This is a genomic window from Pseudomonas putida (assembly GCF_003228315.1).
GTDB classification, from domain to species: Bacteria; Pseudomonadota; Gammaproteobacteria; order Pseudomonadales; family Pseudomonadaceae; genus Aquipseudomonas; species Aquipseudomonas putida_S.
The window spans coordinates 5,786,671-5,813,631 of sequence record NZ_CP029693.1 but is presented as its reverse complement, the minus strand read 5'-3'; the positions used below and the strand labels follow the sequence as shown (position 1 = coordinate 5,813,631).

29 protein-coding genes are annotated in these 26,961 nt (G+C 60.6%); 2 read left to right on the top strand and 27 right to left on the bottom strand.

Features of this window, described 5'->3' with window-relative positions:
• Window positions 1–12: 12 nt before the first annotated feature.
• From DKY63_RS27265 to DKY63_RS27205, 13 genes are all read right to left on the bottom strand, one after another.
• Window positions 13–798 (bottom strand): TatD family hydrolase, encoded by a 786-nt coding sequence (locus DKY63_RS27265; protein WP_110966959.1) that lies wholly within the window; start codon window positions 796–798, stop codon window positions 13–15.
• A gap of 14 nt (window positions 799–812) precedes the next feature.
• A complete protein-coding gene (locus tag DKY63_RS27260) occupies window positions 813–1,169 on the bottom strand; it encodes a PilZ domain-containing protein (protein WP_110966958.1) in 357 nt (118 codons plus the stop codon).
• Between the two features lie 68 nt (window positions 1,170–1,237).
• The gene (locus tag DKY63_RS27255; protein ID WP_110966957.1) at window positions 1,238–2,224 is read right to left on the bottom strand and encodes a DNA polymerase III subunit delta'; all 987 of its coding nucleotides are present in this window, start codon (window positions 2,222–2,224) and stop codon (window positions 1,238–1,240) included.
• Window positions 2,217–2,849 (bottom strand): dTMP kinase, encoded by a 633-nt coding sequence (gene tmk, locus DKY63_RS27250; protein WP_110966956.1) that lies wholly within the window; start codon window positions 2,847–2,849, stop codon window positions 2,217–2,219. Before tmk ends, DKY63_RS27255 begins: the two co-directional genes overlap by 8 nt.
• Window positions 2,850–2,868: 19 nt before the next feature.
• Complete coding sequence (mltG, locus tag DKY63_RS27245; protein ID WP_110966955.1) at window positions 2,869–4,122, bottom strand: endolytic transglycosylase MltG; 1,254 nt, start codon at window positions 4,120–4,122, stop codon at window positions 2,869–2,871.
• A 3-nt stretch (window positions 4,123–4,125) separates the two neighbouring features.
• A complete protein-coding gene (pabC, locus tag DKY63_RS27240) occupies window positions 4,126–4,941 on the bottom strand; it encodes an aminodeoxychorismate lyase (protein ID WP_110966954.1) in 816 nt (271 codons plus the stop codon).
• Window positions 4,941–6,185: a beta-ketoacyl-ACP synthase II gene (gene fabF / locus DKY63_RS27235; protein ID WP_110966953.1), complete on the bottom strand. Its 1,245-nt coding sequence runs from the start codon at window positions 6,183–6,185 to the stop codon at window positions 4,941–4,943. Before fabF ends, pabC begins: the two co-directional genes overlap by 1 nt.
• Window positions 6,186–6,293: 108 nt before the next feature.
• Window positions 6,294–6,530, bottom strand: coding sequence for an acyl carrier protein (gene acpP, locus DKY63_RS27230; protein WP_025261008.1), 237 nt, complete (start codon window positions 6,528–6,530; stop codon window positions 6,294–6,296).
• Between the two features lie 196 nt (window positions 6,531–6,726).
• A complete protein-coding gene (gene fabG, locus DKY63_RS27225) occupies window positions 6,727–7,467 on the bottom strand; it encodes a 3-oxoacyl-ACP reductase FabG (protein WP_110966952.1) in 741 nt (246 codons plus the stop codon).
• A gap of 16 nt (window positions 7,468–7,483) precedes the next feature.
• Window positions 7,484–8,422 (bottom strand): ACP S-malonyltransferase, encoded by a 939-nt coding sequence (fabD, locus tag DKY63_RS27220; RefSeq protein ID WP_110966951.1) that lies wholly within the window; start codon window positions 8,420–8,422, stop codon window positions 7,484–7,486.
• Between the two features lie 128 nt (window positions 8,423–8,550).
• Entirely contained in the window at window positions 8,551–9,561 is a 1,011-nt protein-coding gene (gene plsX, locus DKY63_RS27215) for a phosphate acyltransferase PlsX (protein WP_110966950.1), read from the bottom strand.
• Window positions 9,562–9,565: 4 nt separating this feature from the next.
• Window positions 9,566–9,748, bottom strand: a complete 183-nt coding sequence (gene rpmF, locus DKY63_RS27210; RefSeq protein ID WP_003179396.1) for a 50S ribosomal protein L32 — start codon at window positions 9,746–9,748, stop codon at window positions 9,566–9,568.
• Between the two features lie 13 nt (window positions 9,749–9,761).
• Entirely contained in the window at window positions 9,762–10,289 is a 528-nt protein-coding gene (locus DKY63_RS27205) for a YceD family protein (RefSeq protein ID WP_007942001.1), read from the bottom strand.
• Window positions 10,290–10,396: 107 nt separating this feature from the next.
• On the opposite strand from DKY63_RS27205, the gene DKY63_RS27200 reads away from it, so the two are divergent.
• Window positions 10,397–10,975 (top strand): Maf family protein, encoded by a 579-nt coding sequence (locus tag DKY63_RS27200; protein WP_110966949.1) that lies wholly within the window; start codon window positions 10,397–10,399, stop codon window positions 10,973–10,975.
• An 87-nt stretch (window positions 10,976–11,062) separates the two neighbouring features.
• Here the strand turns inward: DKY63_RS27200 and DKY63_RS27195 are convergent, their stop codons facing one another.
• The 3 genes from DKY63_RS27195 to rluC are packed head-to-tail and all read right to left on the bottom strand — an operon-like array spanning window position 11,063 to window position 13,688.
• Window positions 11,063–12,052 (bottom strand): S49 family peptidase, encoded by a 990-nt coding sequence (locus DKY63_RS27195; RefSeq protein WP_110966948.1) that lies wholly within the window; start codon window positions 12,050–12,052, stop codon window positions 11,063–11,065.
• 24 nt (window positions 12,053–12,076) lie between these two features.
• The gene (locus tag DKY63_RS27190; protein WP_110966947.1) at window positions 12,077–12,739 is read right to left on the bottom strand and encodes an HAD-IA family hydrolase; all 663 of its coding nucleotides are present in this window, start codon (window positions 12,737–12,739) and stop codon (window positions 12,077–12,079) included.
• Window positions 12,726–13,688, bottom strand: coding sequence for a 23S rRNA pseudouridine(955/2504/2580) synthase RluC (gene rluC / locus DKY63_RS27185; protein ID WP_110966946.1), 963 nt, complete (start codon window positions 13,686–13,688; stop codon window positions 12,726–12,728). The genes DKY63_RS27190 and rluC overlap by 14 nt, the downstream gene beginning before the upstream one ends.
• 699 nt (window positions 13,689–14,387) lie before the next feature.
• On the opposite strand from rluC, the gene rne reads away from it, so the two are divergent.
• Complete coding sequence (gene rne, locus DKY63_RS27180) at window positions 14,388–17,594, top strand: ribonuclease E (protein WP_110966945.1); 3,207 nt, start codon at window positions 14,388–14,390, stop codon at window positions 17,592–17,594.
• A gap of 171 nt (window positions 17,595–17,765) precedes the next feature.
• On the opposite strand, the gene DKY63_RS27175 is transcribed toward rne, so the two are convergent.
• The 11 genes from DKY63_RS27175 to DKY63_RS27125 all read right to left on the bottom strand — a co-directional run bounded on the left by DKY63_RS27175 (window position 17,766) and on the right by DKY63_RS27125 (window position 26,891).
• Window positions 17,766–18,359, bottom strand: a complete 594-nt coding sequence (locus DKY63_RS27175) for a nucleotidyltransferase family protein (RefSeq protein ID WP_110966944.1) — start codon at window positions 18,357–18,359, stop codon at window positions 17,766–17,768.
• Complete coding sequence (locus DKY63_RS27170; protein WP_110966943.1) at window positions 18,356–19,339, bottom strand: XdhC family protein; 984 nt, start codon at window positions 19,337–19,339, stop codon at window positions 18,356–18,358. The genes DKY63_RS27175 and DKY63_RS27170 overlap by 4 nt, the downstream gene beginning before the upstream one ends.
• Window positions 19,339–21,660, bottom strand: coding sequence for a xanthine dehydrogenase family protein molybdopterin-binding subunit (locus DKY63_RS27165; RefSeq protein WP_110966942.1), 2,322 nt, complete (start codon window positions 21,658–21,660; stop codon window positions 19,339–19,341). The genes DKY63_RS27170 and DKY63_RS27165 overlap by 1 nt, the downstream gene beginning before the upstream one ends.
• On the bottom strand, window positions 21,657–22,127 hold the full coding sequence (locus DKY63_RS27160) for a (2Fe-2S)-binding protein (RefSeq protein ID WP_110966941.1): 471 nt from the start codon (window positions 22,125–22,127) through the stop codon (window positions 21,657–21,659). The genes DKY63_RS27165 and DKY63_RS27160 overlap by 4 nt, the downstream gene beginning before the upstream one ends.
• A 242-nt stretch (window positions 22,128–22,369) precedes the next feature.
• Window positions 22,370–23,389: a UDP-N-acetylmuramate dehydrogenase gene (murB, locus tag DKY63_RS27155; RefSeq protein ID WP_110966940.1), complete on the bottom strand. Its 1,020-nt coding sequence runs from the start codon at window positions 23,387–23,389 to the stop codon at window positions 22,370–22,372.
• Window positions 23,386–23,850 carry a low molecular weight protein-tyrosine-phosphatase gene (locus DKY63_RS27150; protein ID WP_110966939.1) on the bottom strand — a complete coding sequence of 155 codons (465 nt, stop codon included), beginning with the start codon at window positions 23,848–23,850 and terminating at the stop codon, window positions 23,386–23,388. The genes murB and DKY63_RS27150 overlap by 4 nt, the downstream gene beginning before the upstream one ends.
• Window positions 23,850–24,614, bottom strand: a complete 765-nt coding sequence (kdsB, locus tag DKY63_RS27145; RefSeq protein WP_110966938.1) for a 3-deoxy-manno-octulosonate cytidylyltransferase — start codon at window positions 24,612–24,614, stop codon at window positions 23,850–23,852. The genes DKY63_RS27150 and kdsB overlap by 1 nt, the downstream gene beginning before the upstream one ends.
• A complete protein-coding gene (locus DKY63_RS27140) occupies window positions 24,611–24,796 on the bottom strand; it encodes a Trm112 family protein (protein ID WP_007945752.1) in 186 nt (61 codons plus the stop codon). The genes kdsB and DKY63_RS27140 overlap by 4 nt, the downstream gene beginning before the upstream one ends.
• Window positions 24,797–24,820: 24 nt before the next feature.
• A complete protein-coding gene (gene lpxK, locus DKY63_RS27135; RefSeq protein ID WP_110967991.1) occupies window positions 24,821–25,831 on the bottom strand; it encodes a tetraacyldisaccharide 4'-kinase in 1,011 nt (336 codons plus the stop codon).
• Window positions 25,831–26,259 (bottom strand): ExbD/TolR family protein, encoded by a 429-nt coding sequence (locus tag DKY63_RS27130; protein WP_110966937.1) that lies wholly within the window; start codon window positions 26,257–26,259, stop codon window positions 25,831–25,833. Before DKY63_RS27130 ends, lpxK begins: the two co-directional genes overlap by 1 nt.
• A complete protein-coding gene (locus DKY63_RS27125) occupies window positions 26,256–26,891 on the bottom strand; it encodes a MotA/TolQ/ExbB proton channel family protein (protein WP_162634928.1) in 636 nt (211 codons plus the stop codon). Before DKY63_RS27125 ends, DKY63_RS27130 begins: the two co-directional genes overlap by 4 nt.
• Between the last annotated feature and the right edge of the window lie 70 nt (window positions 26,892–26,961).

The following is a 26,961-nucleotide window of genomic DNA, read 5'->3' as shown; positions in this document are numbered from 1 at the left end:
TTTGCCTGCGATTTAACCTTTCACATGGGCCAGCGGGAACAGGCGCTTGAAGTTTTCCGTCGTTTGTTCGGCAAATCGCTCGAAAGGCTCACCACGCAACATTGCCAAAAATTCCGCTACTTCACGCACGTACTGCGGCAGGTTCGACTTGCCGCGATAGGGGATGGGCGCCAGGTACGGCGAGTCGGTTTCCACCAATAAACGATCGGCTGGCACCTTGCTCGCGACATCGCGCAGTGCATCGGCATTGCGGAAGGTGACAATGCCGGACAGGGAAATGTAATAACCCATGTCCAGCGCCGCCTTGGCCATGTCCCAGTCTTCGGTGAAACAATGCAACACGCCCGCCTGGGGCAGCGCCGCCTCGCGTAGCAGGTTCAAAGTATCGGCTCGGGCGCCACGGGTGTGGATGATCACCGGCTTGCCGGTCTGCTGCGCCGCGTGCAGGTGCAACCGGAAGGATTCCTGCTGCAACTCGGCCGCTTCCGGCTCGTAGTGATAATCCAGGCCGGTTTCGCCGATGGCCACTACGCGCGGGTGATTAAGTTCGTGCAGCAACCAGTCCAGGGCGGGCGCTGCACCTGGCTGCAGGTCCAGCGGATGCACGCCGACCGAACAATCGACATCGTCGTAGCGCTCGGCCAGGGCTTTGACGTCGGCGGCATTGTCGGCACTGACGCCAATACACAGGAAGTGCCCTACCCCCCGCTCACGGGCCGCATCGAGTGCGGCATCCAGGGAGCCGTCGTGGGCGGCGAGGTCGAGACGATCAAGGTGACAATGGGAATCTACGAGCATAAAAAGACTGCAACTTACATCGTATGAGTGGGACGGTCGGACTTCAGGGCTCCGGCCAAATGGGTTTCGATTCGACTGCGCGCAGTGTTGTCGCCGTCGTTGAACTGTACGCCGACCCCGGCAGCGCGGTTACCCTGGGCGCCTTTGGGGGTGATCCAGCTGACCTTGCCGGCCACCGGGATCTTTTCCGGCTCGTCGAACAAGTGCAGCAGCATGAATACCTCATCGCCCAACCTGTAGCTCTTGTTGGTCGGGATGAACAGGCCGCCATTTTTGATAAACGGCATGTAGGCCGCGTAAAGCACGGATTTGTCCTTGATGCTCAGGGACAAAATGCCGTTGCGTGGCCCCGGACTGATTGAATCATTCATGCTGACCTCCACTGCTGCATTCCTCTACTGAGCTCTTCTGCCGACAACCGCAGTCTAGGCGTAGTTCCTCATCTCTGGGCCGGCAATGAAGCCCATTGCACCAGCAGCGCCTCGAGCAGCAACACTCGATTGAGGTTGGCCTTGCTTAGAACTTTCTGACGCTGGGCAAGGATCCAGTCCTGAATGTTCAGGACCTTGTCCTGGGCGGTCTTCTGCGCCAGGTATTGAATGACCTTGCGCATATCCGTCAGGCCCAGCCCTTCCTCGTCCTGGGTCAACTGATAGCGCAGGATCAGGCTCGACCAATCGCAGAACCAGTCGAACAGCAGCAACAACGGGATCGCATTCCAGCCTTCGGCCAGTTGCGTTGGCGATTGCTGCTGCTTGAGCAGCTTCTTCACGCCGTCGACCACTTGCGCACGCTGTTCACGCACACCCTGGGCGTGGAGATTGGCGGCGGCCAAGGGCGAACCGGCAGCCAGGGTGAGCAATTCGCCGCGCTCCTCTTCCGGGCAGTCCGGCAAGGCGTTCGCCAGCCAGGCCAGACTCATTGCTTCGCTCGGCAGCGGGCAAGCCTGCTGCACACAGCGGCTCTTGATGGTCGGCAGCAAACGACTGGGTTGATGGCTCACCAGCAGCAAGACCGTGTCGCCGGAAGGCTCCTCCAGGCTTTTGAGCAAGGCGTTGGAAGCGTTGATGTTCATCGACTCCACCGGCTCGATCAGCACTACCTTGCGCCCGCCCAACTGCGCGGTCTGCACCACGAAACTGACCAGATCACGGACCTGATCGACCTTGATCGCCTTGTCGGCTTCCTCCGGCTCAAGGATGTAGTTATCGGGGTGACTGCCGGCCTTGAGCAACAGGCAGGACTTGCATTCGCCACAGGCGCCTTGCGCGGTCGGACGCTGGCATAGCAGGCTCGCCATCAGGCGCTCGGCCAGCGCGCGTTTGCCGATCCCGGCCGGGCCATGCAGCAGATAGGCGTGGGCGTGCTGGGTACGACCGGCGAACTGCTGCCAGAGACTGTCCTGCCACGGATAGGCTTCAGCCACGGGCCAACTCCAGCAGGCGCGGCAGCAAGGCATCCAGCGACTGCTGAACCTGTGCCAGCGGTTGCGCGGCGTCGATCAATACATAACGCGCAGGCTCGGCTTGCGCACGCTTGAGGAAGGCACTGCGCACCGCGTCGAAAAAGGCTCGACCTTCAAGCTCGAATCGATCCAGGCGGCCGCGGGCGCTGGCACGGGCCATTCCCACTTCCACCGGCAGGTCGAAAATCAAAGTCAGGCCAGGGCGCAGATCACCCTGGACAAAGGCTTCCAGCGAAGCGATGCGCTCCAGCGACAGGCCACGGCCGCCGCCCTGGTAGGCATAGGTCGAATCGGTGAAACGATCACACAGCACCACGGCGCCTCGGGCCAATGCCGGGCGAATCACCTCGGCCAGATGCTGGGCACGAGCGGCGAATACCAGTAGCAATTCCGTATCCGGGTTCATGACCTCATCGACCGGAGCCAGCAGCACCTCGCGGATGCGCTCGGCCAGTGGCGTGCCACCGGGTTCGCGGGTCAGCACAACCTCGATACCCGCAGAGCGCAGGCGCTCGGCCAGGTATTCGCGGTTGGTGCTCTTGCCGGCGCCTTCCGGGCCTTCCAGCGTAATAAACAAGCCAGTCACAGGCAGTCCTTAGTCAAAGTCATTGCGAGCCTTGCGGTGCGTTCGCTTCTGGCTCGGGGGCGGGGGCGGGCTCTTGCGGTTGAACCTGCGGCACAGCCTCGGGCGCGGTATTGGGCGAGGCGGCCGGGATCGGTGTCTGATCCTGCCCGCCATTGTTTTGGGGAGCCGGGGATTCAGACGCTCGGGATTCCAGGGCCTGGGTTTGCCCGGCCGGGACTTGCGTAGCCTCGGATCCGTTGATGGGCGCCGGGCTGGAACGGTAATCCGCACGCCGCTTGAGCTGGAACTCACGCACAGCGTTGTTATGGGCGTCCAGATCGTCGGAGAACACGTGGCTGCCATCCCCGCGCGCCACGAAATAGAGACTGTTGCCTGCCACTGGATTGAGCGCCGCATGGATCGCTTCGCGACCGACCATGGCAATCGGCGTCGGCGGCAGGCCGGCGATCACGTAGGTGTTGTAAGGCGTCGGTTCCTTGAGGTGGGCACGAGTCAGCTTGCCGCTGTAACGATCACCCAAGCCATAGATCACCGTCGGATCGGTTTGCAACAACATGCCGATCGCCATGCGCCGCACGAAGACCCCGGCGATCTGCCCACGCTCTTGTGGCACGCCGGTTTCCTTCTCTACCAACGAGGCCATGATCAGGGCTTGATAGGGGTCGGTGTACGGCACATCGGCCGCGCGCTGACTCCACTCCTTGGATAGCACTTCGTCGAGGCGCTCGTAGGCTGTTTTCAGCAGTTCGACGTCGGTCATGCCCCGCACGAAGCGGTAGGTGTCCGGGAAGAAACGCCCTTCAGGGAAAATCCCGGCATGCCCGATTTTGTCCATGACCTGGCTGTCGCTCAGGGTGCCCAGGGTGTGTTCGAGTTTTTCTTCCTTGGCCAGGGCCGCACGGACCTGACGGAAGTTCCAGCCCTCGACCAGGGTCACGCTGTATTGGACCATTTCCCCACGCTTCCACAGGTCGATCAGACCTTCGACCGTCATGCCTGGAACCATGCGGTATTCACCGCTATGCAGCGGTTGCTTGGGCAGGTTGAAGCGCCAGTAGACACGCAGCCAGAAAGCGTCCTTGATCAGGCCGTCGGCTTCGAGGCGCAGGAAGGTGCGATTTGGCGTGGTGCCCTTGGGCACATCCAGCAGCTCTTCCTGAGTGATATTCAGCGGCTGCACCAGCGCCGAGTGAATTTTCCAGGCAGAGGCGCCCAACATCAGCCCCGCCAGAACCAGTCCGGTTTCCAGCAGTAGCAGGAATTTACGTCTCACGTATCAAGCATCCAGTAGCGCGCGGGCAATGGTTTGGAGTTTACGGGTGAGTGGCCCAACCGGCCAGTCCAGTGCGGCATAGGCACGCACCGGCCAAACGCCATATACGCTGTTGCAGACAAAGACTTCGTCAGCGCCTTGCAGCTGTTCCAGCGTGATATCGGTGATTTGCACGGGGATGCCCAAGGATTCGGCCTGGGACAATAACTCGGCGCGCATCACACCTTCCACGCCGCAGCCGCTCAAATCCGCCGTGATCAACACGCCATCACTCACCATGAACAGGTTGCTGAACACGCCTTCGATCACCCGACCGGCCTGATCGAGCATCAAGCCTTCGGCGTGTTCAGTGTCCTGCCATTCGGCGCGCGCCATCACCTGCTCCAGACGGTTCAAGTGCTTGAGCCCGGCGAGAAGCGGCTGAAAGGAAAGTCGTGTGGTGCACGGGAACAGGTGAATGCCCTGCTCTGCGTGGGCCTGCGGGTAAACCGCAGGAGGATTGCCCGACAGGATACGCCGGGCCGGGGCCGAGGGATCGAAAGCGTAACCACGCAGACTGTCGCCACGGGTAACGATCAGCTTGAGCACCCCTTCTTTGAGTTGCTCGGCATAGGTCAACACTTCCGAGACCACGGCGGCCTGATCCAGATTGATTGCCAGGCGCCGGCAGCCTTTGGCCAACCGCACCAGATGACGATCCAGCAGGACTGGAAAGCCATCATGCACGGCGATGGTCTCGAACAGACCGTCGCCGTACGCCAGGCCGCGATCTTTCAGCGACAGTGCGTCAGCCGGTTGACCATCGACCCAGGTGTCCATCAACCCGCGAACCGGCGGAACACCAGCGAACCGTTGGTACCGCCAAAACCGAAGGAGTTGGACAGGACCACATCGATATCCATGTTGCGCGCGGTATGCGGCACGAAATCGAGGTCGCAGCCTTCGTCCGGCTCATCGAGGTTGATGGTCGGTGGCGCTACCTGGCTGTTGATCGCCAGCACGCTGAAGATCGCTTCGACTGCGCCCGCCGCACCCAGCAGGTGACCGGTCATGGACTTGGTGGAGCTGACGGCCAGCTTGTAGGCGTGATCACCGAACACCGACTTGATCGCATTGGCTTCAGCGAGGTCGCCGGCGGGCGTCGAAGTACCGTGGGCATTGATGTACTGCACCTGGTCGCCATTGACCTTGGCATCGCGCAAGGCATTGGTCATGCAGCGCGCGGCCCCGCCACCATCGGCAGGTGGCGAAGTCATGTGGAAAGCATCGCCACTGGTACCAAAACCGATCAGCTCGGCATAGATGGTCGCACCGCGGGCCTTGGCGTGTTCCAGCTCTTCCAGAACCAGCGCACCGGCGCCATCGGACAGTACGAAGCCATCACGACCCTTGTCCCAAGGACGGCTGGCACGGGTCGGTTCGTCGTTGCGGGTCGACAGCGCGCGCGAGGCACCGAAGCCGCCCATGCCCAGGCCGCAGGCCGCCATTTCGGCACCGCCGGCGATCATCACGTCGGCTTCGTCGTACATGATGTTGCGAGCGGCCATGCCAATGCAGTGTGTACCGGTGGTACAGGCCGTGGCGATGGCGTAGTTAGGCCCCTGTGCGCCCAAGTGGATCGACAGGAAGCCGGAAATCATATTGATGATCGAGCCGGGTACGAAAAACGGAGAAATCCGTCGTGGACCGGTCTCATGCAGCGTGCGGCTGGTTTCTTCGATATTGGTCAGTCCGCCAATACCCGACCCCATGGCCACGCCGATACGCTCACGGTTGGCGTCAGTGACTTCCAGACCGGCGTTACGTACTGCCTGGAAACCTGCGGCCAGACCGTACTGAATGAACAGGTCAAGTTTGCGAGCTTCCTTGACCGACAGATATTCCTCGACATTGAAGCCCTTTACCGAGCCGCCAAAGCGGGTGGAATAGGCAGAAAGGTCGGTGTGTTCGATCAGACCAATGCCACTGCGGCCAGCCAGAATGCCCTGCCAACTGCTTGGTACATCCGCACCCAGTGGCGACAACATACCCATACCGGTGACTACGACGCGTCTACGCGACACAGCACTCTCCTTTTTCAAATGACGACTTTGTATCAGGCCTAAAGAAAAAACCGCACGCCGTGATAGCAGTGCGGTTTTTCCATGACAGCAAGCAACGATTACAAACGATTAACCCTGGTGGGAGTTAACGTAGTCGATTGCAGCTTGTACGGTAGTGATCTTTTCAGCTTCTTCGTCAGGGATTTCGGTCTCGAATTCCTCTTCCAGAGCCATCACCAGCTCAACGGTGTCAAGGGAGTCGGCACCCAGGTCTTCAACGAAGGAAGCAGTGTTGACCACTTCTTCTTCTTTAACGCCCAGTTGCTCGGCAACGATTTTCTTGACGCGCTCTTCGATGGTGCTCATACCTTGTTTTCACTCCTAATGGACAAATTCAGGCAGCTGGCCAGTGGGTAAGTGTATAGAAAGGCTTTTCAGCTTTTCAACTGAAAGCTTCACTCCTCAAACCCTGCAGCCCTCTGCCTATAAATAGATTGCAGCTTTATAACGGATTTTAGACAGCTCGTATGACATTTTTTTGAAGCAATCCGTCACATTTAACCTACATGTACATCCCGCCGTTCACCGGGATTGTAGCCCCGGTCACATAGGCTGCACCGTCGGACGCAAGAAAAGCGACCACAGACGCGATCTCTTGAGCTTGCCCCAGACGACCCAGCGGAATCTGCGTCTGCAAGGCTTCACGCTGCGCTTCCGGCAGCTCGCGGGTCATATCGGTGTCGATGAACCCTGGGGTTACCGAGTTGACCGTAATCGAACGCGAACCGACTTCACGCGCCAGCGCGCGGCTGAAACCTTCCAGACCGGCCTTGGCGGCGGCATAGTTTACTTGGCCTGCGTTGCCCATGGCACCCACAACCGAGCCAATACTGATAATCCGGCCCCAACGAGCCTTGGTCATACCGCGCAAAACACCCTTGGACAGGCGATATAGACTGTTCAGGTTGGTATCGACAACGTCATACCACTCGTCGTCTTTCATGCGCATCATCAGGTTATCGCGGGTGATGCCGGCGTTATTGACCAGAATCGCCGGCGCACCGAACTGTTCCTGGATGCTCGCCAGCACCGCTGCAACGGACTCGTCGCTAGTGACGTTGAGTTCAAGGCCGGAGCCCTGAATGCCGTGTTCTTTCAGGGTCGCAGCGATGCGTTCGGCACCCGATGCGGAAGTCGCGGTACCGACCACGATGGCACCCTGACGACCCAGTTCCAGGGCGATAGCCTGACCAATGCCGCGGCTCGCACCGGTAACCAGTGCAACTTTACCTTGCAGACTCATGCAAGCTTCTCCTGATTCAGGCCAACGCTGCACGGGCGGCAGCGAAAGCGTCTGGGGTATTGAGGTTGGAAGTTGATACGCCATCGGCGCAGCGTTTGTTCAGACCGGCAAGAACCTTGCCCGGGCCGCATTCGACCAGATTGGTCGCACCCTTGGCTGCCAGCGTCTGGATCGACTCGACCCAGCGCACAGGCTTGAAAAGCTGCTCAAGCAGATCACGCTTGAGGGTTTCCAGATCGGCCGGCACTTGTGCACTGACGTTCTGTACCACAGGAATCTGCGGTGCCTGCCAGTTGATCGCAGCGACCGACTCAGCAAAACGCTCGGCCGCCGGACGCATCAGCTCGCAATGGGATGGCACGCTGACCGGCAACGGCAGGGCGCGCTTGGCGCCGCGAGCCTTGCAGCCCTCGATGGCGCGCTCGACCGCTGCCTTGGCACCGGCGATAACCACTTGCCCCGGAGAGTTGAAATTGACGGCGCTGACCACTTCGCCTTGCGCCGCTTCGGCACAGGCCGATACCACGTCAGCATCGTCCAGGCCAAGAATGGCGGCCATTGCGCCCTGCCCGGCCGGTACGGCCTCTTGCATCAGCTTGCCGCGGGTTTCAACCAGCTTCACTGCCTCGCTCAGGCTCAGACTGCCTGCCGCGACCAGCGCACTGTATTCACCCAGGCTGTGACCGGCGACAAAGGCCGGACGCGCACCACCTTCAGCCAGCCACAGGCGCCACAGGGCGACCGAGGCGGTCAGAATGGCCGGCTGGGTTTTATCGGTTTGATTGAGTTGCTCTTCCGGCCCCTGCTGGGTCAGTGCCCACAGGTCATAACCCAGAGCATCGGAAGCTTCTTTGAATGTTTCGAGGACAACCGGATGTTCCGCGCCCAGCTCGGCCAGCATGCCGAGGGACTGCGAACCCTGTCCCGGAAAGACGAATGCGAGAGAAGCAGACATGTAACAAGCCCCTAATGATCTTATCGCCGGAGAATTGGTGTCCCGCTTTTGAGGGGACGCAAGAAACTGACAGTTGGATGGCTCGTTGAACCGAGCGGTCACATTTAAGCATTGTCCGACGAAAACGCCTAAAGCAACAAATCCTCCAGACGGCCGTGGATACGCTCGGGGAGGTTTTCCTGGATCTCGATCAATGCGCGGGAAATAGCACTCTGAAAGCCCTGAACCCCGGCAGAACCGTGACTTTTCACGACAATTCCCTGCAGACCGAGGAAGCTCGCACCGTTATGCCGCGCAGGTGCCAGATCCGCCTTCAAGCGCCTCATCAACGGCAAGGCCAGCGCCCCCACCATGCGTGACGGCAGGCTTTGCTTGAACAATGCCTCGATGCGCTCGGCGATCATGGTTGCCAGACCTTCGCTGGATTTGAGCAAAATGTTTCCGACAAAGCCGTCACACACCACCACATCCGCTTCGCCACGGTACAAACCGTCACCTTCGACAAAACCGATGTAATTGATGCCACGTGCGCTCTGCAACAGGGTGGCAGCCAGCTTGACCTGCTGGTTACCCTTGATGTCTTCGGTGCCGATATTTAGCAAAGCGACACGCGGGCGCACCACACCCAGGGTTTCCGCGGCAACCGAACCCATGACTGCAAACTGCAACAGGTGCTCGGCACTGCAATCGACATTGGCCCCCAGATCGAGCAATTGGCAATAACCGCTCTGTGTCGGAATCGCCGCAACCATGGCCGGCCGATCGATGCCCGGCAGCGTCTTGAGCACGAATCGCGACAACGCCATCAAGGCCCCGGTATTGCCGGCACTGACGCAGGCCTGGACCTTGCCTTCGCGCAACAACTCGAGCGCCACGCGCATCGACGAATCAGGTTTGCCACGCAGAGCCTGGGCAGGCTTTTCGCTCATGGTGATGACTTCGGATGCCGGAGTAATCGAAAGGCGCGCGCGATCCACAGCCGATTGGCCAGCGATCAATTCTTCAAGAAGGGAGGGTTGACCAACGAGGGTCAGGTGCAGCGAGGGGGTTGCAGACAGGCAAGCGAAGCTGGCCTGGACAATGCTGCGGGGACCGAAGTCCCCGCCCATTGCGTCAATCGCGATGACTTGAGCGGACAAGTGATTACTCGTCAGCGCCCTTGTCGATCACTTTACGGCCACGGTATACGCCTTCTGGCGAAACGTGGTGACGCAGGTGAACTTCACCGGTGGTTTTTTCTACAGACAGAGTGCTAGCCTCGAGAGCGTCGTGCGAACGGCGCATGTCACGGGCAGAGCGGGATTTTTTGTTCTGCTGAACAGCCATAATTGATTAACTCCTAAACGTTTGGGTCACGCTTTAACTGCGCCAATACACTGAACGGGTTGGACCGCGTTACCTCGTCCTCGCTCGGTTCGGGCTCATCTGCTCCCGCCGGCTGCTGGCATTCTTCCGGATGATGAGCAGGCACAATGGGCAAGGCGAGCAGAAGCTCTTCCTCGATCAGTGACTGCAGATCCAAAGGATCCTCGCCCAGTTCCAGCACGTCATAACCTTTCGGTAACGACTGGGTATTCGCACCCTCCTTCACCACAGCGTAACTGCATTCGCTATGGATCGGCAGGGTGACCAGCTCAAGACAACGCTGGCAAACCATCTTGACTTCGGTGTCGATAAAGCTGTGGATGACCACAGATTTACGTTCATCTCGTTCAAAAACGAATTTGGCCTGCACCGTACCGACATTGTCGGAAAGCGGGTCGCAGAGTCTCTCCAAATCGGCCAGCAGCATTTCACCCTGGAGGGTGGTGCCACGATCAGCCAATTTGCGCGGGTCAACGTGAGGTGGAATCGGGTCATTCAACATAGGCGCAGCATTATAGGGATGCCCCCGCCCATGTCAAAGGAAATTCAGCCCTGTCCGTCACTTGCAAGGCTCCGCTAGAATTCGCAACCTGCCTTCCGGAGATACACATGCTGCCTTTATTACTCGCTTCCAGCTCGGTTTATCGCCGGGAATTGCTGGCTCGCCTGCGGTTGCCGTTCACCTGCAGCTCGCCGGATATCGACGAAAGCCATCGCCCAGGAGAGCTTGCCGTTGATCTGGTCAAGCGCCTGGCCGAGGAAAAAGCCCGTGCATTAGCCGGTAGCCATGACACTCATTTGATCATCGGCTCCGACCAGGTCGCCGTGCTTGGCGAGCGGATTATCGGCAAACCCCACACCTTCGAAAAAGCCCGGGAGCAACTGCTGGCTGCAAGTGGCACCAGCGTGACCTTCCTGACAGGCCTGGCCCTGCTCAACTCCCGGACCGGTCAATGCCAGGTCGACTGCGTACCTTTCACGGTGCATATGCGCGAGCTCGACAGTGCACGCATCGAACGCTACCTGCACGCTGAGCAGCCCTACGACTGCGCAGGCAGCTTCAAGGCTGAAGGCCTGGGAGTGACCCTGTTTCAAAGCACCGAAGGCCCTGACGCTACCAGCCTGGTCGGCCTGCCACTAATCCGGCTCGTGGACATGCTGCTGGCGGAAGGCGTGCAAATCCCCTGAAAAGCAAAAAATCGCAGCCTTCGGCAGCTCCTACAGGTGATCTGTGTAAGAGCTGCCGCAGGCTGCGATCTTTTGATCTTTAAAAACTTAACGCAGTGATGGACCGCTGAACCCCATCCACATCGCCAGATGCTCAGCCACGCTGGCACCGAGCTTCTTCGAGAACCGGTCGAACGGCGATTCCTGAACGGTGAAGTCCACCAGTTCTTTTTCACCGATCACATCACGGGCAACCGAACTGGCATTACCCAGACCATCAATCAACCCCAACGGCAGCGCCTGCTCGCCAGACCATACCAGGCCGGAAAACAGCTCCGGATGCTCCTTGTCCTTCAGGCGCTCGCCGCGCCCTTGCTTGACACTGTTGATGAACTGCTTGTGCGTGGTATCGAGCACACCTTGCCAGAACGCGGTTTCCTCAGGCTTCTGCGGCTGGAAGGGATCGAGAAAGGATTTGTGCTCGCCGGAAGTGTATGTACGACGCTCGACCCCTAGTTTCTCCATGGTGCCGACAAAGCCGTATCCGGCTGCGGTGACACCAATGGAACCCACCAGGCTCGCCTTGTCGGCGTAAATCTGGTCAGCGGCACTGGCGATGTAATAGGCACCGGATGCACCCAGATCAGATATGACCGCATACAGCTTGGTATCCGGGTGCAGACCGCGCAGACGGCGAATTTCGTCATAGACGTAACCCGACTGCACCGGACTGCCGCCGGGACTGTTGATACGCAGGATGACACCCTTGACCTTGTCATCCTCGAAGGCGGCACGCAGGCTGCCGACGATATTGTCAGCGCTGGCAGGCTCCTTGTCGGCGATCATGCCCGTCACATCAATCAGCGCGGTGTAGTGACCACTGCGAGTCGCGGCTTTCTCCATGTCCATCAGCGGCGAGAACAGCGCCAGCGCGATAAACAGGTAAACAAACGTCAGCAGCTTGAAGAAAATCCCCCAGCGACGGGACCGGCGCTGCTCCTGCACACCTGCCAGCAGCGTCTTTTCCAGCAACTTCCAGCTTTTTTCGTCACCGCCATCTGCGCTCGACTTCGCGGGCGCCTTCCATTCGTCGGCCATTCCATCTACCCCGGCAAAAACGTATTAGGCCTGCTGATTCAGCCAGGCATGCAATTCTGAAAAGCGATCAATCGCCAACCGCGGCTCGAACAATTTCAGTGCTTCGATGGACTGCGCACCATAGCTGACCGCCACCGACCCCATGCCGGCATTGCGCGCCATCTGCAAATCGAAGGACGAATCACCGACCATCAACGCCTGCTCAGGATGAACCTCACAGTGGGCAAGTATCTGCTCAAGCATTAGAGGATGCGGCTTGCTGGCGGTTTCGTCGGCGGCACGGGTGATATCAAAGTAATCTTCCCAACCATGGGACTTCAGCACCCGATCCAGCCCGCGACGTGCCTTGCCAGTCGCGACCGCCAGATGATAACCCTCGGCCCGAAAGGCCTCCATCGACTCGACCACACCCTCGAACAGCGGCGAAGGCACCGCCTCGGAGGCTATGTAGTGATCGGCGTAATGCTGACGAAACGCTTCCAGCTCGGCATCACCAATGTCGGGATACAGCGTGCGGATCGCCTCCGGCAAGCCCAAACCGATGATGCCCTTGACTGCAAAGTCATCACGCAACTGAAAACCCGATCGTTCGGAGGCAACGTGCATTGCCTCGACAATCCGACCAATGGAATCAGCCAGCGTGCCGTCCCAATCGAAAATCAACAGCTTGTAATCAGAACGGCGCACTCAGACGCTCCACGGTTTTGGCCCACATCTCATCGACCGGCGCCTGAAGCTTCAGTTCGCCACCATCGGGTAGCGGCACAGTCAGCATGTAGGCGTGCAGGAACAGGCGCTTACCGCCCAAGTCGCGGATTTCTTTACTGAAATCGTCATCGCCATACTTGGTGTCGCCGGCGATACAGTGCCCGGCGTGCAGGGTATGAACGCGAATCTGGTGGGTTCGACCGGTGATCGGCTTGGCCTCGATCATGGTGGCAAAGTCACCGAAGCGACGCAGGACCTTGAACACGGTCACGGACTCCTTGCCCTCCTCCTCGTCGACCTCGACCATGCGCTCACCGGAGCGCAGATTGCTCTTGCCCAGCGGCGCGCGGACTTGCTTGATCGAAGAGGCCCAATTGCCACGAACCAATGCCATGTAGCGCTTATCGACGCCATCGCCGCGCAGTGCAGTGTGCAAATGACGCAGCATGCTGCGCTTCTTGGCGATCATCAGCAGGCCGGAAGTGTCACGATCGAGGCGGTGAACCAGCTCAAGCTCCTTGCAATCGGGTCGCAACTGGCGAAGCGCTTCAATCACCCCGAAACTCAGGCCACTGCCGCCGTGCACGGCAATACCGCAAGGCTTGTTGATCACGATCAACGCCTTGTCTTCGTAGACAATCGAGGCTTCGAGCCGCTGCAGCAGCCCCTGAGCAAGTGGCACCGGCTCGTCACGTTCAGGCACGCGAACCGGCGGCACGCGCACGATGTCGCCTGCCTGAAGCTTGTATTCGGGCTTGATCCGCCCCTTGTTCACGCGCACTTCGCCTTTGCGCAAAATGCGATAAATCAAGGTCTTGGGCACACCCTTGAGCCGGGCGAGAAGGAAGTTATCAATTCGTTGGCCGGCATATTCCGGCGAGACCTCAAGCAGTTGTACGCCTGGAGTCGAGGGGGTAGTCGTCGTCATGGCGCGGATGATATCAATTTTTTATGGAATTGAAGCACTTAATCATTGCTGCTATAGTCGCGAACGCCGCCAAAAGCGGCCTGGACAGCGGACATACGGTCAAAAACCGGCCCTGACCAACGCAATTCACCAGGACGCGAGGCCGTCCTACGGGGCTTTCGCTACGTAACGGTGGAGTTTGCAGGTGTAACGAGCGCAGGTGACATGAGGCCTGAATCACGCCGCGAAGCAGAGTTCCCAACTCGCCACGCGAGCCATATTCACGGCCAGTTCACAAAGTGCAGTCAGCTGCGAATGACCCCGAGCGATCGCTTCGGAAACTACGCCTAAATTAGCCATGATGCGTGATTTCCCCTTTCGGAGCTCACGGTAAATGCCAACCCGCTGCGGATTCTGCGCGCGGCAGCACCCGAATTATCAGGGATACGTGTAGGGTGGAGATGCACAACCGCTGGACTGTGTAGCAATAGGCTTTATCAAGACGCTTCATCTCGTCCACAGCCGCGGTTGATTCCTCCTCCTGACTGAGTGCTTAAGTAGCCACAGCAAGCAGGACGCGTACGTCGCGATGCAGGCCCGCATTGGCCGCCATCGCTGGACACGGGAATGGCCAACCACTCCCGACGCACCTGACACCGACCGTGAGAAGTCGTGTGTGCCGAACGCCGTTTCCGGCAGCCCGGAAACCGACGGTACTACATGAAAAGAATGCTGATTAACGCAACTCAACCCGAAGAGTTGCGTGTTGCACTGGTAGACGGCCAGCGCCTCTACGACCTGGACATCGAGTCCGGTGCACGCGAGCAGAAGAAAGCCAACATCTATAAAGGCCGGATCACTCGCATCGAACCAAGCCTTGAAGCTGCCTTTGTCGATTTCGGCTCTGAGCGCCACGGCTTCCTGCCACTCAAAGAAATCTCCCGCGAATACTTCAAGAAAGCCCCCGAAGGCCGCGTCAACATCAAGGACGTCCTGAGCGAAGGCCAGGAAGTCATCGTCCAGGTCGAAAAAGAAGAGCGTGGCAACAAGGGCGCCGCCCTGACCACCTTCATCAGCCTGGCCGGTCGTTATCTGGTCCTGATGCCGAACAACCCGCGTGCCGGTGGCATCTCCCGTCGCATCGAAGGCGAAGAGCGCAATGAACTGCGTGAAGCCCTGAACGGCCTGGTTGCCCCGGCCGACATGGGTCTGATCGTACGCACTGCCGGCCTCGGTCGCAGCAGCGAAGAAATGCAGTGGGACCTCGATTACCTGCTGCAACTCTGGACCGCCATCAAAGAAGCGTCGCTGGATCGTTCCGCGCCATTCCTGATCTACCAGGAAAGCAACGTGATCATCCGCGCCATCCGCGATTACCTGCGCCAGGACATCGGCGAAGTGCTGATCGACAGCGTTGAAGCCCAGGACGAAGCCCTGACCTTCATCCGCCAGGTGATGCCGCAGTACGCCAGCAAGATCAAGCTGTACGAAGACAGCGTTCCGCTGTTCAACCGCTTCCAGATCGAAAGCCAGATCGAAACCGCCTTCCAGCGCGTCGTCGAACTGCCTTCCGGCGGCTCCATCGTTATCGATCCGACCGAAGCCCTGGTGTCCATCGACATCAACTCGGCGCGCGCCACCAAAGGCAGCGACATCGAAGAAACCGCCCTGCAGACCAACCTTGAAGCCGCCGAAGAAATCGCCCGTCAGTTGCGCCTGCGCGACATCGGCGGCCTGATCGTCATCGACTTCATCGACATGACCCCTGCCAAGAACCAGCGCGCCGTGGAAGAAAAAGTCCGCGAATGCCTGGAAGCCGACCGCGCTCGCGTGCAAGTCGGTCGCATCTCGCGCTTCGGCCTGCTGGAAATGTCTCGTCAGCGCCTGCGTCCATCCCTGGGCGAAAGCAGCGGCATCGTTTGCCCGCGTTGCAGCGGCACCGGCATCATTCGCGATGTTGAATCGCTGTCGCTGGCCATCCTGCGCCTGATCGAAGAAGAAGCCCTGAAAGACCGCACTGCCGAAGTTCGTGCCCAGGTGCCAATCCCGGTGGCCGCGTTCCTGCTCAACGAAAAACGCAACTCGATCACCAAGATCGAACTGCGCACCCGCGCCCGCATCGTCATTCTGCCGAACGATCACCTCGAGACTCCGCATTTCGAAGTTCAGCGCCTGCGCGATGACAACCCGGAAGCCGCCACCAACCAGTCCAGCTACGAAATCGCTGCTGCCGCTGCCGAAGTGGAAGACGTCCAGCCAGCCGCCGCGACCCGCACCCTGGTTCGCCAGGAAGCCGCGGTCAAGACCGCTCCAGCCCGCGCCAACGCTCCGGTTCCGACCGAAGTCGCAGCTCCGGTTGCCGCGCCTGTCGCCGCTCCGGAACCAAGCCTGTTCAAAGGCCTGGTGAAGTCGCTGGTCAGCCTGTTCGCCACCAAGGAAGAGCCTGCCGCGCCAGTCGTGGTCGAAAAGCCGGTTACCGAGCGCCCAGCCCGCAACGAAGAGCGTCGCAACGGTCGCCAGCAAAGCCGCAACCGTAACGGTCGCCGCGATGAAGAGCGCAAACCTCGCGAAGAACGTGCACCGCGTGAAGAGCGCGCACCACGTGAACCGCGCGAAGAACGCCAACCACGCGAATCCCGCGAGGAAACTCCGGTAGTCGCTCGTGAAGAACGCGCACCACGCGCTCCGCGTGAAGAACGTGCACCGCGCGCTCCACGCGAAGATCGCAAGCCGCGTGGCGAGCGTGAAGAACGCGTGCGCGAACTGCGTGAGCCTCTGGATGCCGCCCCGGCAGCCGCCGCGACCGCTGAAGAACGTCCAGCCCGTCCGCCTCGCGAAGAACGCGCCCCACGCCCACCGCGTGAAGAGCGTCAACCTCGCGCCGAACAGGCCGCTGCCGCCGCAGCTGAAGAAGAGCTGCCAACCAACGAAGAGCAACTGCAGGAAGATGGTCAGGAAGGCGCCGAAGGCGATCGTCCACGCCGCCGTTCCCGTGGCCAGCGTCGTCGCAGCAACCGTCGCGAGCGTCAGCGTGATGCCAACGGCAACGTGATCGAAGGTTCGGAAGAGTCCGAAGCCGGCGAGACCACTGCCAACGGCGAAGCGCCAAGCACAGCCGATCTGGCCGCCGGCCTGGCTGTAACCGCCGCTGTTGCCAGCTCCGTGATCAGTGCTCCAGCCGAAGCCCAAGCCAACGAGCAAGCCGAACGCGCCACAGCCGCCACCCTGGAGACTGCTCCGGTAGAAGCGCCAGTCGTTGAAGCGTCCACACCAGTCGAAGTGACGGCATCGCCGGAAGTCGAACTGGCACCGGCAATCGAGGCCCAGCCTGTGGTTGAAGCCGCTGCCGAGCCTGTCGTCGCCGAAGCACCAGCCGTGGTCGCGGAGCCTGTCGTCGAAACCGTGACCGAAGCTGTCCGTGAGGTTCGCGAAGAGCAAACCGCGTTCAACTGGGCAGCCGAGCCAGCCGCTGTCGAAACTCCAGCACCTGCCGCCCCAGCGGAAGTGGCTGAAGCGATGGTCTCCGAGCCAGTGGTTGCCGCTGCCGAGCCAGCTCCAGTGGTTGAAGCACCAGTAGTTGCTCCAGCGCCTGCTCCAGTGGTCGAAGCCGCTCCTGTCAGCGCCCTGACGCCAAGTGGCCGCGCACCGAATGACCCGCGTGAAGTTCGTCGTCGCAAGCGTGAAGAAGAGCGCCTGCAGAAGGAAGCCGAACTGGCTGCCGCTGCCGCCGCTCAGGCTGAGGTGGTTGCCGCTGAACCAGCGCCGGTTGTTGCTGAAGTGGTCGAGGCAGCACCTGCCCCGGCCGCCGAAGTGGCTGTCGAGCCGGCTGAGTCGGTCATCCACGAAGCACCGCGCTCCGTTCAGGACGCCGTGGAGCAACACGAACAGGCCCAGGAAAAAGAACACGAGACCAAACCTCTCGTCTGATTCCAAAAGCCGATAAAAAGCCCCGCCTGGTGATGCCAGACGGGGCTTTTTTATGTCTGTCGACTTAATACCCCCTGTGGGAGCGAGCCTGCTCGCGAAGGCGGTTTCACATTCAAAAAATAGACTGACTGATCTGACGCTTTCGTGAGCAGGCTCGCTCCTACAGGGGATTTACAACTCGAAGTTCAGTTTTTCAGGCACATCGACATCCCATAAAACCCCGGGATCATCCACCGCCACTTCAACCACTTTGCCCGACGCAAACAACGGTTTGGCCCCTCGATCCCCCGACAACGTCATCAATCCCGGTCCATACGCACGCCCGAACCCCACCGGATGTCCGTACTCGCCATTGATCACCGGCACGCTGATCCCGTCGTCGGCAATACCCGCCACCACTTGCTCCACTGTCGATGGCAGGATGAACGGCATGTCCCCCAACACGATCAACCAACCACCCAGCTGCGAACAAGCCCTTACCCCAGCCGCGATGCTGTCGCCCATGCCGGTCGAATCGATCAGCACGATCTCGAAACCATGGGCCTGGGCCATGCGGATCACTTGCGGGCGGTCCTCAGTGGTAACCAGGACGCGCTTGCCAAGGTCGGCCGGCAAATTCACCAGCCCCTGCTCGATCACCGAACGAACGGCGCCGTCGCGCCCCGCACAGTCCGCCAACAGCTTGTCCCTGTCGGCACCCGCCACTTGCCTGAACCGGCTGCCCTGCCCTGCCGCTAATACGATCACGCCCACCGACGTACTCATGCACTCTCCTGCATCGACTTTTTCTGTTTCAACTCGACGCCATTCTTGATTGCCACGATCTCGGCCATCAGCGACAAGGCAATTTCCGCGGGGTTGTGACTGCCGATGTGCAGGCCGATCGGCCCATGCAGCCGTGCGATAGCCTGTGGCGACAAGCCCAGCTGGAGAAGATCGTCCCGACGCTTCTGGCTGTTGACCCGCGAACCCAGCGCTCCGACATAGAAAGCCCTTGAATCAAGAGCGGTCAGCAATGCCATGTCATCCAGGCGTGGATCATGGGTCAGGGCGACGATGGCCGTGCGTTCGTCAGTCTGGATGCTCAGCACCGCCTCATCCGGCATGCCCGAGACAAACCGGCCGTGCTGTTCTTCCCAGTCATGGACGAACTCCGTACGCGGATCACAGACCAGCACTTCGAAATCCAGCAGTCGGGCCATTTCGGCGACGTAGCGGGACAATTGCCCCGCACCAATCAGCAACAATCGCCAGCGCGGGCCGTAAATGGCCCGCAAGCTCTTGTCATTGAACGTCAGCACGTCGGTCTTGCTGGCCGGCTGCAGCACCACCTCACCCGTCGCGATATCCAGCAAACGCGCGACGATCTGATGGTCTTCGCAACGCGCCAGCAGTTCAGCGACCCATCCTGGGTCACCAACGCGCTCTTCGGTCAGGCGCAAGGTACCGCCGCAGGGCAATCCGAAGCGGGCCGCCTCCTCCCGGGTGACACCGTAAGTAATCAACTGCACCGGCGGCCCGTCAGCAGGGATACGACCGTCATGCAAACGCGCAATCAGGTCGTCCTCGACACAACCACCCGACACCGAGCCGATCAACACACCGTCTTCGCGCAACGCGAGCATGGCGCCAGGAGCCCGGGGCGCGGTGCCCCAGGTCTGGACCACGCTGTACAACACCACCCGCTGGCCGGCGCGGCGCCATTCCAGCACGCTGCGCAGGACATTCAGATCGGCGCTGTCCATCACGCGCCGGCCTTGTTCCAGCCCTGGAGCTGGTAGCGAACCGGCAGGTCGCGTATACGTTTTCCGGTAGCAGCAAAGATCGCATTGCACAGCGCCGGAGCTATGGGCGGTACACCCGGTTCACCGACGCCACCCAGCGGCACATTGCCCGGTGGCGTCACCAGATGAACGGCCACTTCCTTCGGCGCCAGGTTCATGCGCGCCACTTCGTACATGTGGAAGTTGTCCTGCTGGACCTTGCCGTCCTTGAAGCTGATTTCACCCAGTACTGCGTTGCCCAGGCCCATGACACAGGCGCCCTCAAATTGCGCGCGGATCCGCTCGGGATTGATCTGCGGCCCGCAATCCACGGCAATGTCCGCCTTGTGCACGATCAGGGTGCCATCGTCCTTGACCTCGACCTCAATCACCGCCGCGACATAGGTCACGAAGCTGTAGTGCACCGCGAGCCCCAGACCCCGCCCCTTCGGCAATTGACGCCCCCAACCGGCGGCCTTGGCGGCGGTTTCGAGCACGGTGCGCAAACGCCCGGTGTCGATCGGATAACGCTCGGGAGATTCGCCGTAGTTCCACTCATCGCTCAAGGTGGTCGGGTCGATCTGCCGATCCGGGCCGAGCAACTTGATCTGATACTTGAGCGGATCTTCCTTGGCTTTATGTGCCAGTTCGTCAATGAAGCTCTGGACCGCAAAACCGTGAGGAATGTTCGACACCGAGCGATACCAGCCCACCCGGGTGTGGACAGTCGCTTCAGGGTTTTCCAGGCGAATATTGGGGATCGCGTAAGCCATGTTGGTAAAGCCCATGCCCAACTCGAACGCCGCCTCGTGATTCATGTTCGGCGCAAACAGCGCGGTGATGCTCGGCGCCACCGTGCGGTGCAACCAGCCGGACGGCAGGCCATCCTTGTTCAGACTGGCTTCGAGGTGCTCGACCGATACGGTGTGGAAATACGAACAATGGATGTCATCTTCACGGGTCCACTGCACACGCACGGCCTTGCCGGGAAACTCCTTGGCCAGGATGGCCGCTTCGATGATGAAGTCCGGCTTGGATTTGCGCCCAAAACCACCGCCCAGCAAGGTGACGTTGAACGTCACATTATCAAACGGCAAACCCAGACGTTCGCCAATTCGCTCGCGGGTGACCTGAGGCGCCTGGCTCGGCCCCCAGGCTTCGCACACACCATCCTTGTACCGGGCAATGCCGACCATCGGCTCCATTGGCGACTGTGACAGATGCGGCAAGTAATAGGAGGCCGTCAGCGTGCTGTCGGCGCTCTTCATGGCTTCCTCGATGTTGCCGGTGTTGCGCACCACTTTGCCGGGTTTCAGCGAAGAAGCTTCCAGTTCCTTGCGATAGGCGATCGAGTCGTAACTGGCGTTGGGCCCGTCATCCCACTCGATTTTCAGCGCCTCGCGCCCCTTGATCGCTGCCCAAGTGTTGTTCGCCACCACGGCGATACCGCCCAGCGGCTGAAACTCCGAAGGCAGCGGGCGGCTTTCGATCTGCAGCACCTTGACCACGCCGGGGACCTTCATCGCTGCCGAGCCGTCGAAGCTCTTCACCTTGCCGCCATACACCGCCGGCCGGGCAATGGCAGCGAACAGCATGCCGTCGAAATGCACATCGGCACCGTACACCGCGCGACCGTTGACGATGTCGTCACCGTCGATGGCCTTGTTGCCCTCTTTTCCGATATAGCGGAACTCCGAGGGCTGCTTGAGCTTCAGGCTGTCGCGAGCCGGTACCGCCAGGGCGCTGGCGGCAGTAGCCAACGCGCCGTATTCCAATTCGCGACCGGTAGGTTTGTGTACAACCTTGTGCAATTGCGCCTGGCATTCACTGACCGGCACTTTCCACTGATCCGCTGCAGCCTGCTCCAGCATGGTCCGCGCCGCAGCACCGCAACGGCGCATCGGCTCGTACCAGTGACGCATGCTGCGTGAACCGTCGGTGTCCTGATTGCCGTAGCGGGCCTCGTCGCCCGGTGCCTGGCGCACCTTGACCCGCGCCCAATCGGCTTCCAGCTCATCGGCCACGACCATGCTCAGGCTGGTACGCACGCCCTGGCCCATTTCCGAACGGTTGCAAACCACCGTCACCGAGCCATCAGTGGCGATGCTGACATACACCTTGGGATCATCGACCCAGCCATGGGGCATGCCATCGGCGCCGAATTTCTTTTCCGGCTCTTCGGCGAACACGTCCTGCCAGCCCCAACTCGCGGCAACCACCAGGGCGCCCGTGGCCCCCACCCCTTTGAGGAAACCACGCCGGCTGAGATTGCTCAGGGCGAAATCATTCGGTAACCGGCTCATGCCTTGGCCTCCTTCAGGTGAGTGGATGCCTGGCGGATGGCGGTCTTGATGCGGTTGTAGGTGCCGCAACGGCAGATATTGCCAACCATCGCCTCTTCGATCTGTTCATCGCTCGGGTTCGGGTTGGTCTTGAGCAACGCCGTGGCGGACATGATCTGCCCGCCCTGGCAGTAACCGCATTGGGCCACGGCCGTATCGAGCCAGGCTTGCTGGACGACCTTGCCTACCGGGTCAGCGTGAAGGTTGTCGATGGTGGTGACGTTCTGGCCGACCACCGAACCGATCGGGGTGATGCAACTGCGCGCCGGAGCGCCTTCGATATGAATGGTGCAAGCACCGCACAGGCCCATGCCGCAGCCGAATTTGGTGCCGTTGTAACCGGCAACGTCGCGGATCGCCCACAGCAGGGGCATATCCTCGCTGACATCGAGTTGATGGTCTTGACCATTGAGCTTCAGGGTAATCATGGGCACGCCCGCATAGTATTGGTTTATGGGGTCGAGCAATCTGCCGCCGGGTCCGGCGGTTGGCATTACGCAGATCGACTCAGGCTAAGGAGGCTCTCTTGTGCCGACGGGAACGTCTGCACCGGGCCTTTGATGGGGGAAAGCATTGCATCGTTAGCTCGCTAAGTTAACCCAGCATTAACAAAAAAGCCCTGCACTTATCATCAGTGCAGGGCTTCGAGTTGAACCTGGAAAGCTTAGTCTCAATAGCGGTTCGGCTCCATTTCCAGCTCGACCTGGAAACGTTCTGAAATGTCTTTCTGGATTCGCTGCGCCAGGTCGAGCAATTGCAACCCGGTTGCGCTGCCGTAATTGACCAGCACCAGCGCCTGCAACTTGTGCACGCCGGCATCGGCTTCACGGAAACCCTTCCAGCCGGCGCGCTCGATCAGCCAACCGGCGGCCAGTTTCATCTGCCCGTCGGCTTGCGGGTAGGCCACCAGATCCGGGTATTGGCCCTTCAGTTGTGCGACCAGCGCCGACGGCACCAACGGGTTTTTGAAGAAGCTGCCGGCATTGCCCAGCACCGCCGGATCCGGGAGTTTTTCATTGCGAATGGTGCAAATGGCCTGGCTGACATCACTGGCCGTCGGATGCTCGATACCCTGCTCAGTCAAGCGCTGGCGAACCGGGCCGTATTCCAGATGCAAATGCGCGGTACGGTCGAGGATGAAGCGCACGCGCAGGATCAACCAGCGTCCCGGCTCCTGTTTGAACAGGCTGTCACGGTATGCAAAGTTGCATTCTTCAAGGCTGAAATCGCGCAGTTCACCGCTCTGACGATCGAGCGCGGTCAGGCCGGCAAACACGTCCTTGATCTCGACCCCATAGGCACCGATGTTCTGCATCGGTGCCGCGCCGACCGTGCCGGGAATCAGGCTGAGGTTTTCCAGGCCCGACAGACCCTGCACCAACGTGTGCTGCACGAACGGGTGCCACGGCTCGCCGGCCTCGGCTTCGATCACCACTTTGCTGCCATCGTCGCTGACCACACGAATTCCGCGGGTGGCCATGCGCAGCACCAGCGCCGGGATATCGGCGGTCAGCAGCAAATTGCTGCCGCCGCCAATCACCAGCAACGGCACGTCATGGGTCTGTGCGTAAGCCAGGGCTTCCCGCACATCGGCGTCGCTATGGGCTTCGGCAAACAGGCGGGCCTGAACGTCCACGCCAAAACTGTTGTACGGCTTGAGCGATACCTGTGATCGCAGTTGCAAACTCATAACCGTCCCTTCAGTTCAATCACCAGCAGATCGCTGGCGCGCTCGATCAGATCCAGTACCTGCTCGAAACCCTGGTCGCCGTCGTAATACGGGTCAGGTACCTCATCGAGCTCGCCCTGATAACGGCGCAGGAACAGGTCCAGCTCGGCCTTGCCCTTGGCCGGCTGAAGGGCCTTGAGGTTGCGCAGGTTGCTGTTGTCCATCGCCAGGATCAGGTCATAAGTGGCGAAATCGGCGCGAGTAACCTGCTGGGCGCGCTGGGTCGACAGGTCGTAGCCACGACGCTTCGCGGCAGCCTGGCTGCGCTTGTCCGGGGCCTTGCCAACGTGCCAGTCACCGGTTCCGGCAGAGGCGACTTCGACCTGGTCGGCCAAACCCGCTTCCCGCAGTTTGTGCCGCAGCACGCCCTCGGCCGTGGGTGATCGGCAGATGTTCCCCAGGCAGACAAACAGAACCCGCATCAGGCCTCCAGCAGGCGACGAACGCGCTCAAGGTCTTCAACGGTATCGACACCGGCCGGCGGCGCGATCAGCGCGTCGGCCACGTGAATCCGCACGCCGTGCCAGAGCGCCCGCAGCTGCTCCAGGCATTCGGTGTTTTCCAGCCAGCACGGGCCCCAGCTGACGAAGTCATGCAGGAAACCGGCGCGGTAGGCATAGATGCCAATGTGACGGCGGTATGGCACGCCTTGCGGCAGCTGCTCACGGTTCTGGGCGAAGGCATCCCGCGCCCATGGCAGCGTGGCGCGGCTGAAGGTCAGGGCCAGACCGTTCATGTCGCTGACGACCTTGACCACATTAGGATTGAACAGGCTCTCAACGTCTTCGATCGGCTCACCCAGGGTGGCCATGCGCGCTTCGGTGTGAGCGGCCAGGTTGGCGGCGACCTGATCGATCACGCTCGGCGGGATCAACGGTTCGTCACCCTGAACGTTCACCACGATGGCGTCCGGGGCCAGTCCCAGCTTCGCCGCGACTTCCGCCAGGCGATCGGTCCCGGAGTTGTGATCTTCCCGGGTCAGTACCACTTCGGCGCCAAACCCCTGGCAGGCTTCGACGATGCGCGCATCGTCGGTGGCCACTACAACGCGCTGGGCGCTGCTTTTGCTCGCCTGCTCCCAGACGTGCTGGATCATCGGCTTGCCGGCGATCAGCAGCAGTGGCTTACCCGGCAGGCGGGTGGAGGCATAGCGCGATGGAATGACAACGGTAAAGGCTGTGGTCATTTATCCAGGCGCTCGTCGGTGGTCAGGGTGCGGGCTTCGGTTTCGAGCATCACCGGGATACCGTCGCGAATCGGGTAGGCAAGACCTGCGCCCTTGCTGATCAACTCGGTCTTGTCGGCGCTGAGCTTGAGTGGGCCTTTGCAGACCGGGCAAGCGAGGATGTCGAGCAATTTGGTGTCCATGAGCATTCCCTGGAGAAAAACGGATTAAGGCAACAGACGAGCCGGCAACAGACGCATCAGCTGAGTGTCGAACCAGGCCACGAAAGCCGGCGACGGTACAGCATCGACCGCCAGGTACCACCAATCGGCGGCGGCAAAGGCACGGCACTTCACCGCGTCCTTTTCGGTCATCACCAACGGCAATGACGGCGTGAAATTCAAGGCCTGCACGCTGTATTCGGCGTGATCGGCAAATGCATGCGGGACCGGCTGCCAGTGTAGCGTTTCGAGGGTATTGAAGAAACGTTGCGGGTTGCCGATACCGGCGACGGCGTGCAATGCCTGGCCCGGGGCAAAGTGGTCGAGGGGATGTCGTGCGCCGCTGCGCAAATTGATCAATGCGCTGGGCTGCAACTGGAAGGCAAAACCATCTTCGCGATCTGCCGTGGCGCCGTTATAAAGCACCGCATCGACGCTTTGCAGGCGCTCGACCGGCTCGCGCAATGGCCCAGCAGGCAAGCAACGCCCGTTGCCCAAGCCACGGGCATTGTCGATCAGCACCAGTTCCAGATCACGCGCCAGACGATAGTGCTGCATGCCGTCATCGGACAGGATCAGGTCCAGCGGCTCGCTCGCCAGCAACGCCTTGACCGCGCGACTGCGGTCCGGATCGATCATCAGCGGCACGCCAGTGCGCTGGACGATCAATAGCGGCTCGTCACCAGCAACGTCTGCGCCCTGATCGGCCTCGACCCGCCACGGCAATTGCGGCGGTTTGGCGCCATAGCCTCGACTGACCACACCGACCCGCAGGCCGCTGCGCTGGCAGTGCTCGATCATCCATAGAATCAATGGCGTCTTGCCGGTGCCGCCGACCGTGATGTTTCCAACGACGATTAGCGGCACGGGCGGCTGATAGATCTCACCCTCGCCCGCCAGGAAGCGTTTGCGCTTGTTGTTGACCACACGCCGATACAACCACTCCAGCGGCTGTAACAGCTTCAGGGCCGGATGCCCCTGGTACCAGGCGGCGAGCAGACGATCGGACATGGCCATCATGGCGCGGTAGGCGCCGCCTCGACTGTGGTCATGCGCAAATGGCTGAAGCCCAGCTTGCCGGCGGCGTCCATGGCAGTGATCACCGACTGATGCTGGGATTTGCCATCGGCGCTGATGGACAGTGGTCGACTGGTATCGCCATCGGAGGCTTTCTGCAGCGCGTCCATCAGGCTCGCCAGATCGCTTTTCGGCAGAATCTGGTTGTTCACCGAGAACACGCCATCAGCACTGATGGCGATTTCCAGCTGTTTCGACTGATCCTCGGCCGGCGCGCCGCTGACGGCTTCGGGCAGGTCCACGCGTAACTGGGTTTCGCGGGTAAAGGTGGTGGTCACCACGAAAAACAGCAGCAGAACAAAAACCACGTCGATCAGCGACACCAGGTTGATGTCCACGGTCTCCCGTTGCTTGCGGCGGAACTTCACGCTTTGCCCCCGGCCAGGTCAACGTCACGGTCGCCCTGCACCACTTCAACCAGTTTGATGGCTTCCTGTTCCATGCCCACGACGAGCTCATCAATGCGACGTTGCAGGAAACGGTGGAAGAACACCGCCGGGATACCGACGATCAGACCGGAAGCCGTGGTCACCAGGGCTTTGGAAATACCGCCGGCCAGCACCGCCGGGTTGGTCGCCATGCCGGTGCCCATGAAGGAACTGAAGATATCGATCATGCCCAACACGGTGCCGAGCAAGCCCAGCAGCGGCGCCATGGCGGCGATGGTGCCCAGGGCGTTGATGTAGCGTTCCAGTTCGTGAATGACCCGGGCGGCGGCCTCTTCGATGCACTCTTTCATGATCTCGCGACCATGTTTGGAGTTGGCCAGGCCCGCCGCGAGGATCTCGCCCAGCGGCGAATTGGCGCGCAGTTCCTTGAGTTTTTCTTTATTGAGTTGCTTGTCCTTGATCCAGACCCAGACCTGCCCGAGCAAATGCTCCGGGGTCACGCGACTGGCCCGCAGGGTCCACAGGCGCTCGGCGACGATCGCCATGGCTGCGATGGAGCTCAGGATGATCGGCAGCATCATCCAGCCGCCGGATTTGACCAATTCCCACACAGTGACAGTCCCCTCGAAAAAGTGCGCCACTCTAACATAGGGGGTGCGCGCACCGAAGACCGCGATGTCG

Excerpts from the sequence above, each read along its gene's own strand:
- DKY63_RS27265 (WP_110966959.1), bottom strand. The coding sequence starts at position 798 with ATGCTCGTAGATTCCCATTGTCACCTTGATCGTCTCGACCTCGCCGCC.
- DKY63_RS27260 (WP_110966958.1), bottom strand. The coding sequence starts at position 1,169 with ATGAATGATTCAATCAGTCCGGGGCCACGCAACGGCATTTTGTCCCTG.
- pabC (WP_110966954.1), bottom strand. The coding sequence starts at position 4,941 with ATGGACACCTGGGTCGATGGTCAACCGGCTGACGCACTGTCGCTGAAA.
- acpP (WP_025261008.1), bottom strand. The coding sequence starts at position 6,530 with ATGAGCACCATCGAAGAGCGCGTCAAGAAAATCGTTGCCGAGCAACTG.
- fabG (WP_110966952.1), bottom strand. The coding sequence starts at position 7,467 with ATGAGTCTGCAAGGTAAAGTTGCACTGGTTACCGGTGCGAGCCGCGGC.
- fabD (WP_110966951.1), bottom strand. The coding sequence starts at position 8,422 with ATGTCTGCTTCTCTCGCATTCGTCTTTCCGGGACAGGGTTCGCAGTCC.
- rpmF (WP_003179396.1), bottom strand. The coding sequence starts at position 9,748 with ATGGCTGTTCAGCAGAACAAAAAATCCCGCTCTGCCCGTGACATGCGC.
- DKY63_RS27205 (WP_007942001.1), bottom strand. The coding sequence starts at position 10,289 with ATGTTGAATGACCCGATTCCACCTCACGTTGACCCGCGCAAATTGGCT.
- DKY63_RS27200 (WP_110966949.1), top strand. The coding sequence starts at position 10,397 with ATGCTGCCTTTATTACTCGCTTCCAGCTCGGTTTATCGCCGGGAATTG.
- DKY63_RS27195 (WP_110966948.1), bottom strand. The coding sequence starts at position 12,052 with ATGGCCGACGAATGGAAGGCGCCCGCGAAGTCGAGCGCAGATGGCGGT.
- rluC (WP_110966946.1), bottom strand. The coding sequence starts at position 13,688 with ATGACGACGACTACCCCCTCGACTCCAGGCGTACAACTGCTTGAGGTC.
- rne (WP_110966945.1), top strand. The coding sequence starts at position 14,388 with ATGAAAAGAATGCTGATTAACGCAACTCAACCCGAAGAGTTGCGTGTT.
- DKY63_RS27175 (WP_110966944.1), bottom strand. The coding sequence starts at position 18,359 with ATGAGTACGTCGGTGGGCGTGATCGTATTAGCGGCAGGGCAGGGCAGC.
- DKY63_RS27170 (WP_110966943.1), bottom strand. The coding sequence starts at position 19,339 with ATGGACAGCGCCGATCTGAATGTCCTGCGCAGCGTGCTGGAATGGCGC.
- DKY63_RS27165 (WP_110966942.1), bottom strand. The coding sequence starts at position 21,660 with ATGAGCCGGTTACCGAATGATTTCGCCCTGAGCAATCTCAGCCGGCGT.
- DKY63_RS27160 (WP_110966941.1), bottom strand. The coding sequence starts at position 22,127 with ATGATTACCCTGAAGCTCAATGGTCAAGACCATCAACTCGATGTCAGC.
- murB (WP_110966940.1), bottom strand. The coding sequence starts at position 23,389 with ATGAGTTTGCAACTGCGATCACAGGTATCGCTCAAGCCGTACAACAGT.
- DKY63_RS27150 (WP_110966939.1), bottom strand. The coding sequence starts at position 23,850 with ATGCGGGTTCTGTTTGTCTGCCTGGGGAACATCTGCCGATCACCCACG.
- kdsB (WP_110966938.1), bottom strand. The coding sequence starts at position 24,614 with ATGACCACAGCCTTTACCGTTGTCATTCCATCGCGCTATGCCTCCACC.
- DKY63_RS27140 (WP_007945752.1), bottom strand. The coding sequence starts at position 24,796 with ATGGACACCAAATTGCTCGACATCCTCGCTTGCCCGGTCTGCAAAGGC.
- lpxK (WP_110967991.1), bottom strand. The coding sequence starts at position 25,831 with ATGGCCATGTCCGATCGTCTGCTCGCCGCCTGGTACCAGGGGCATCCG.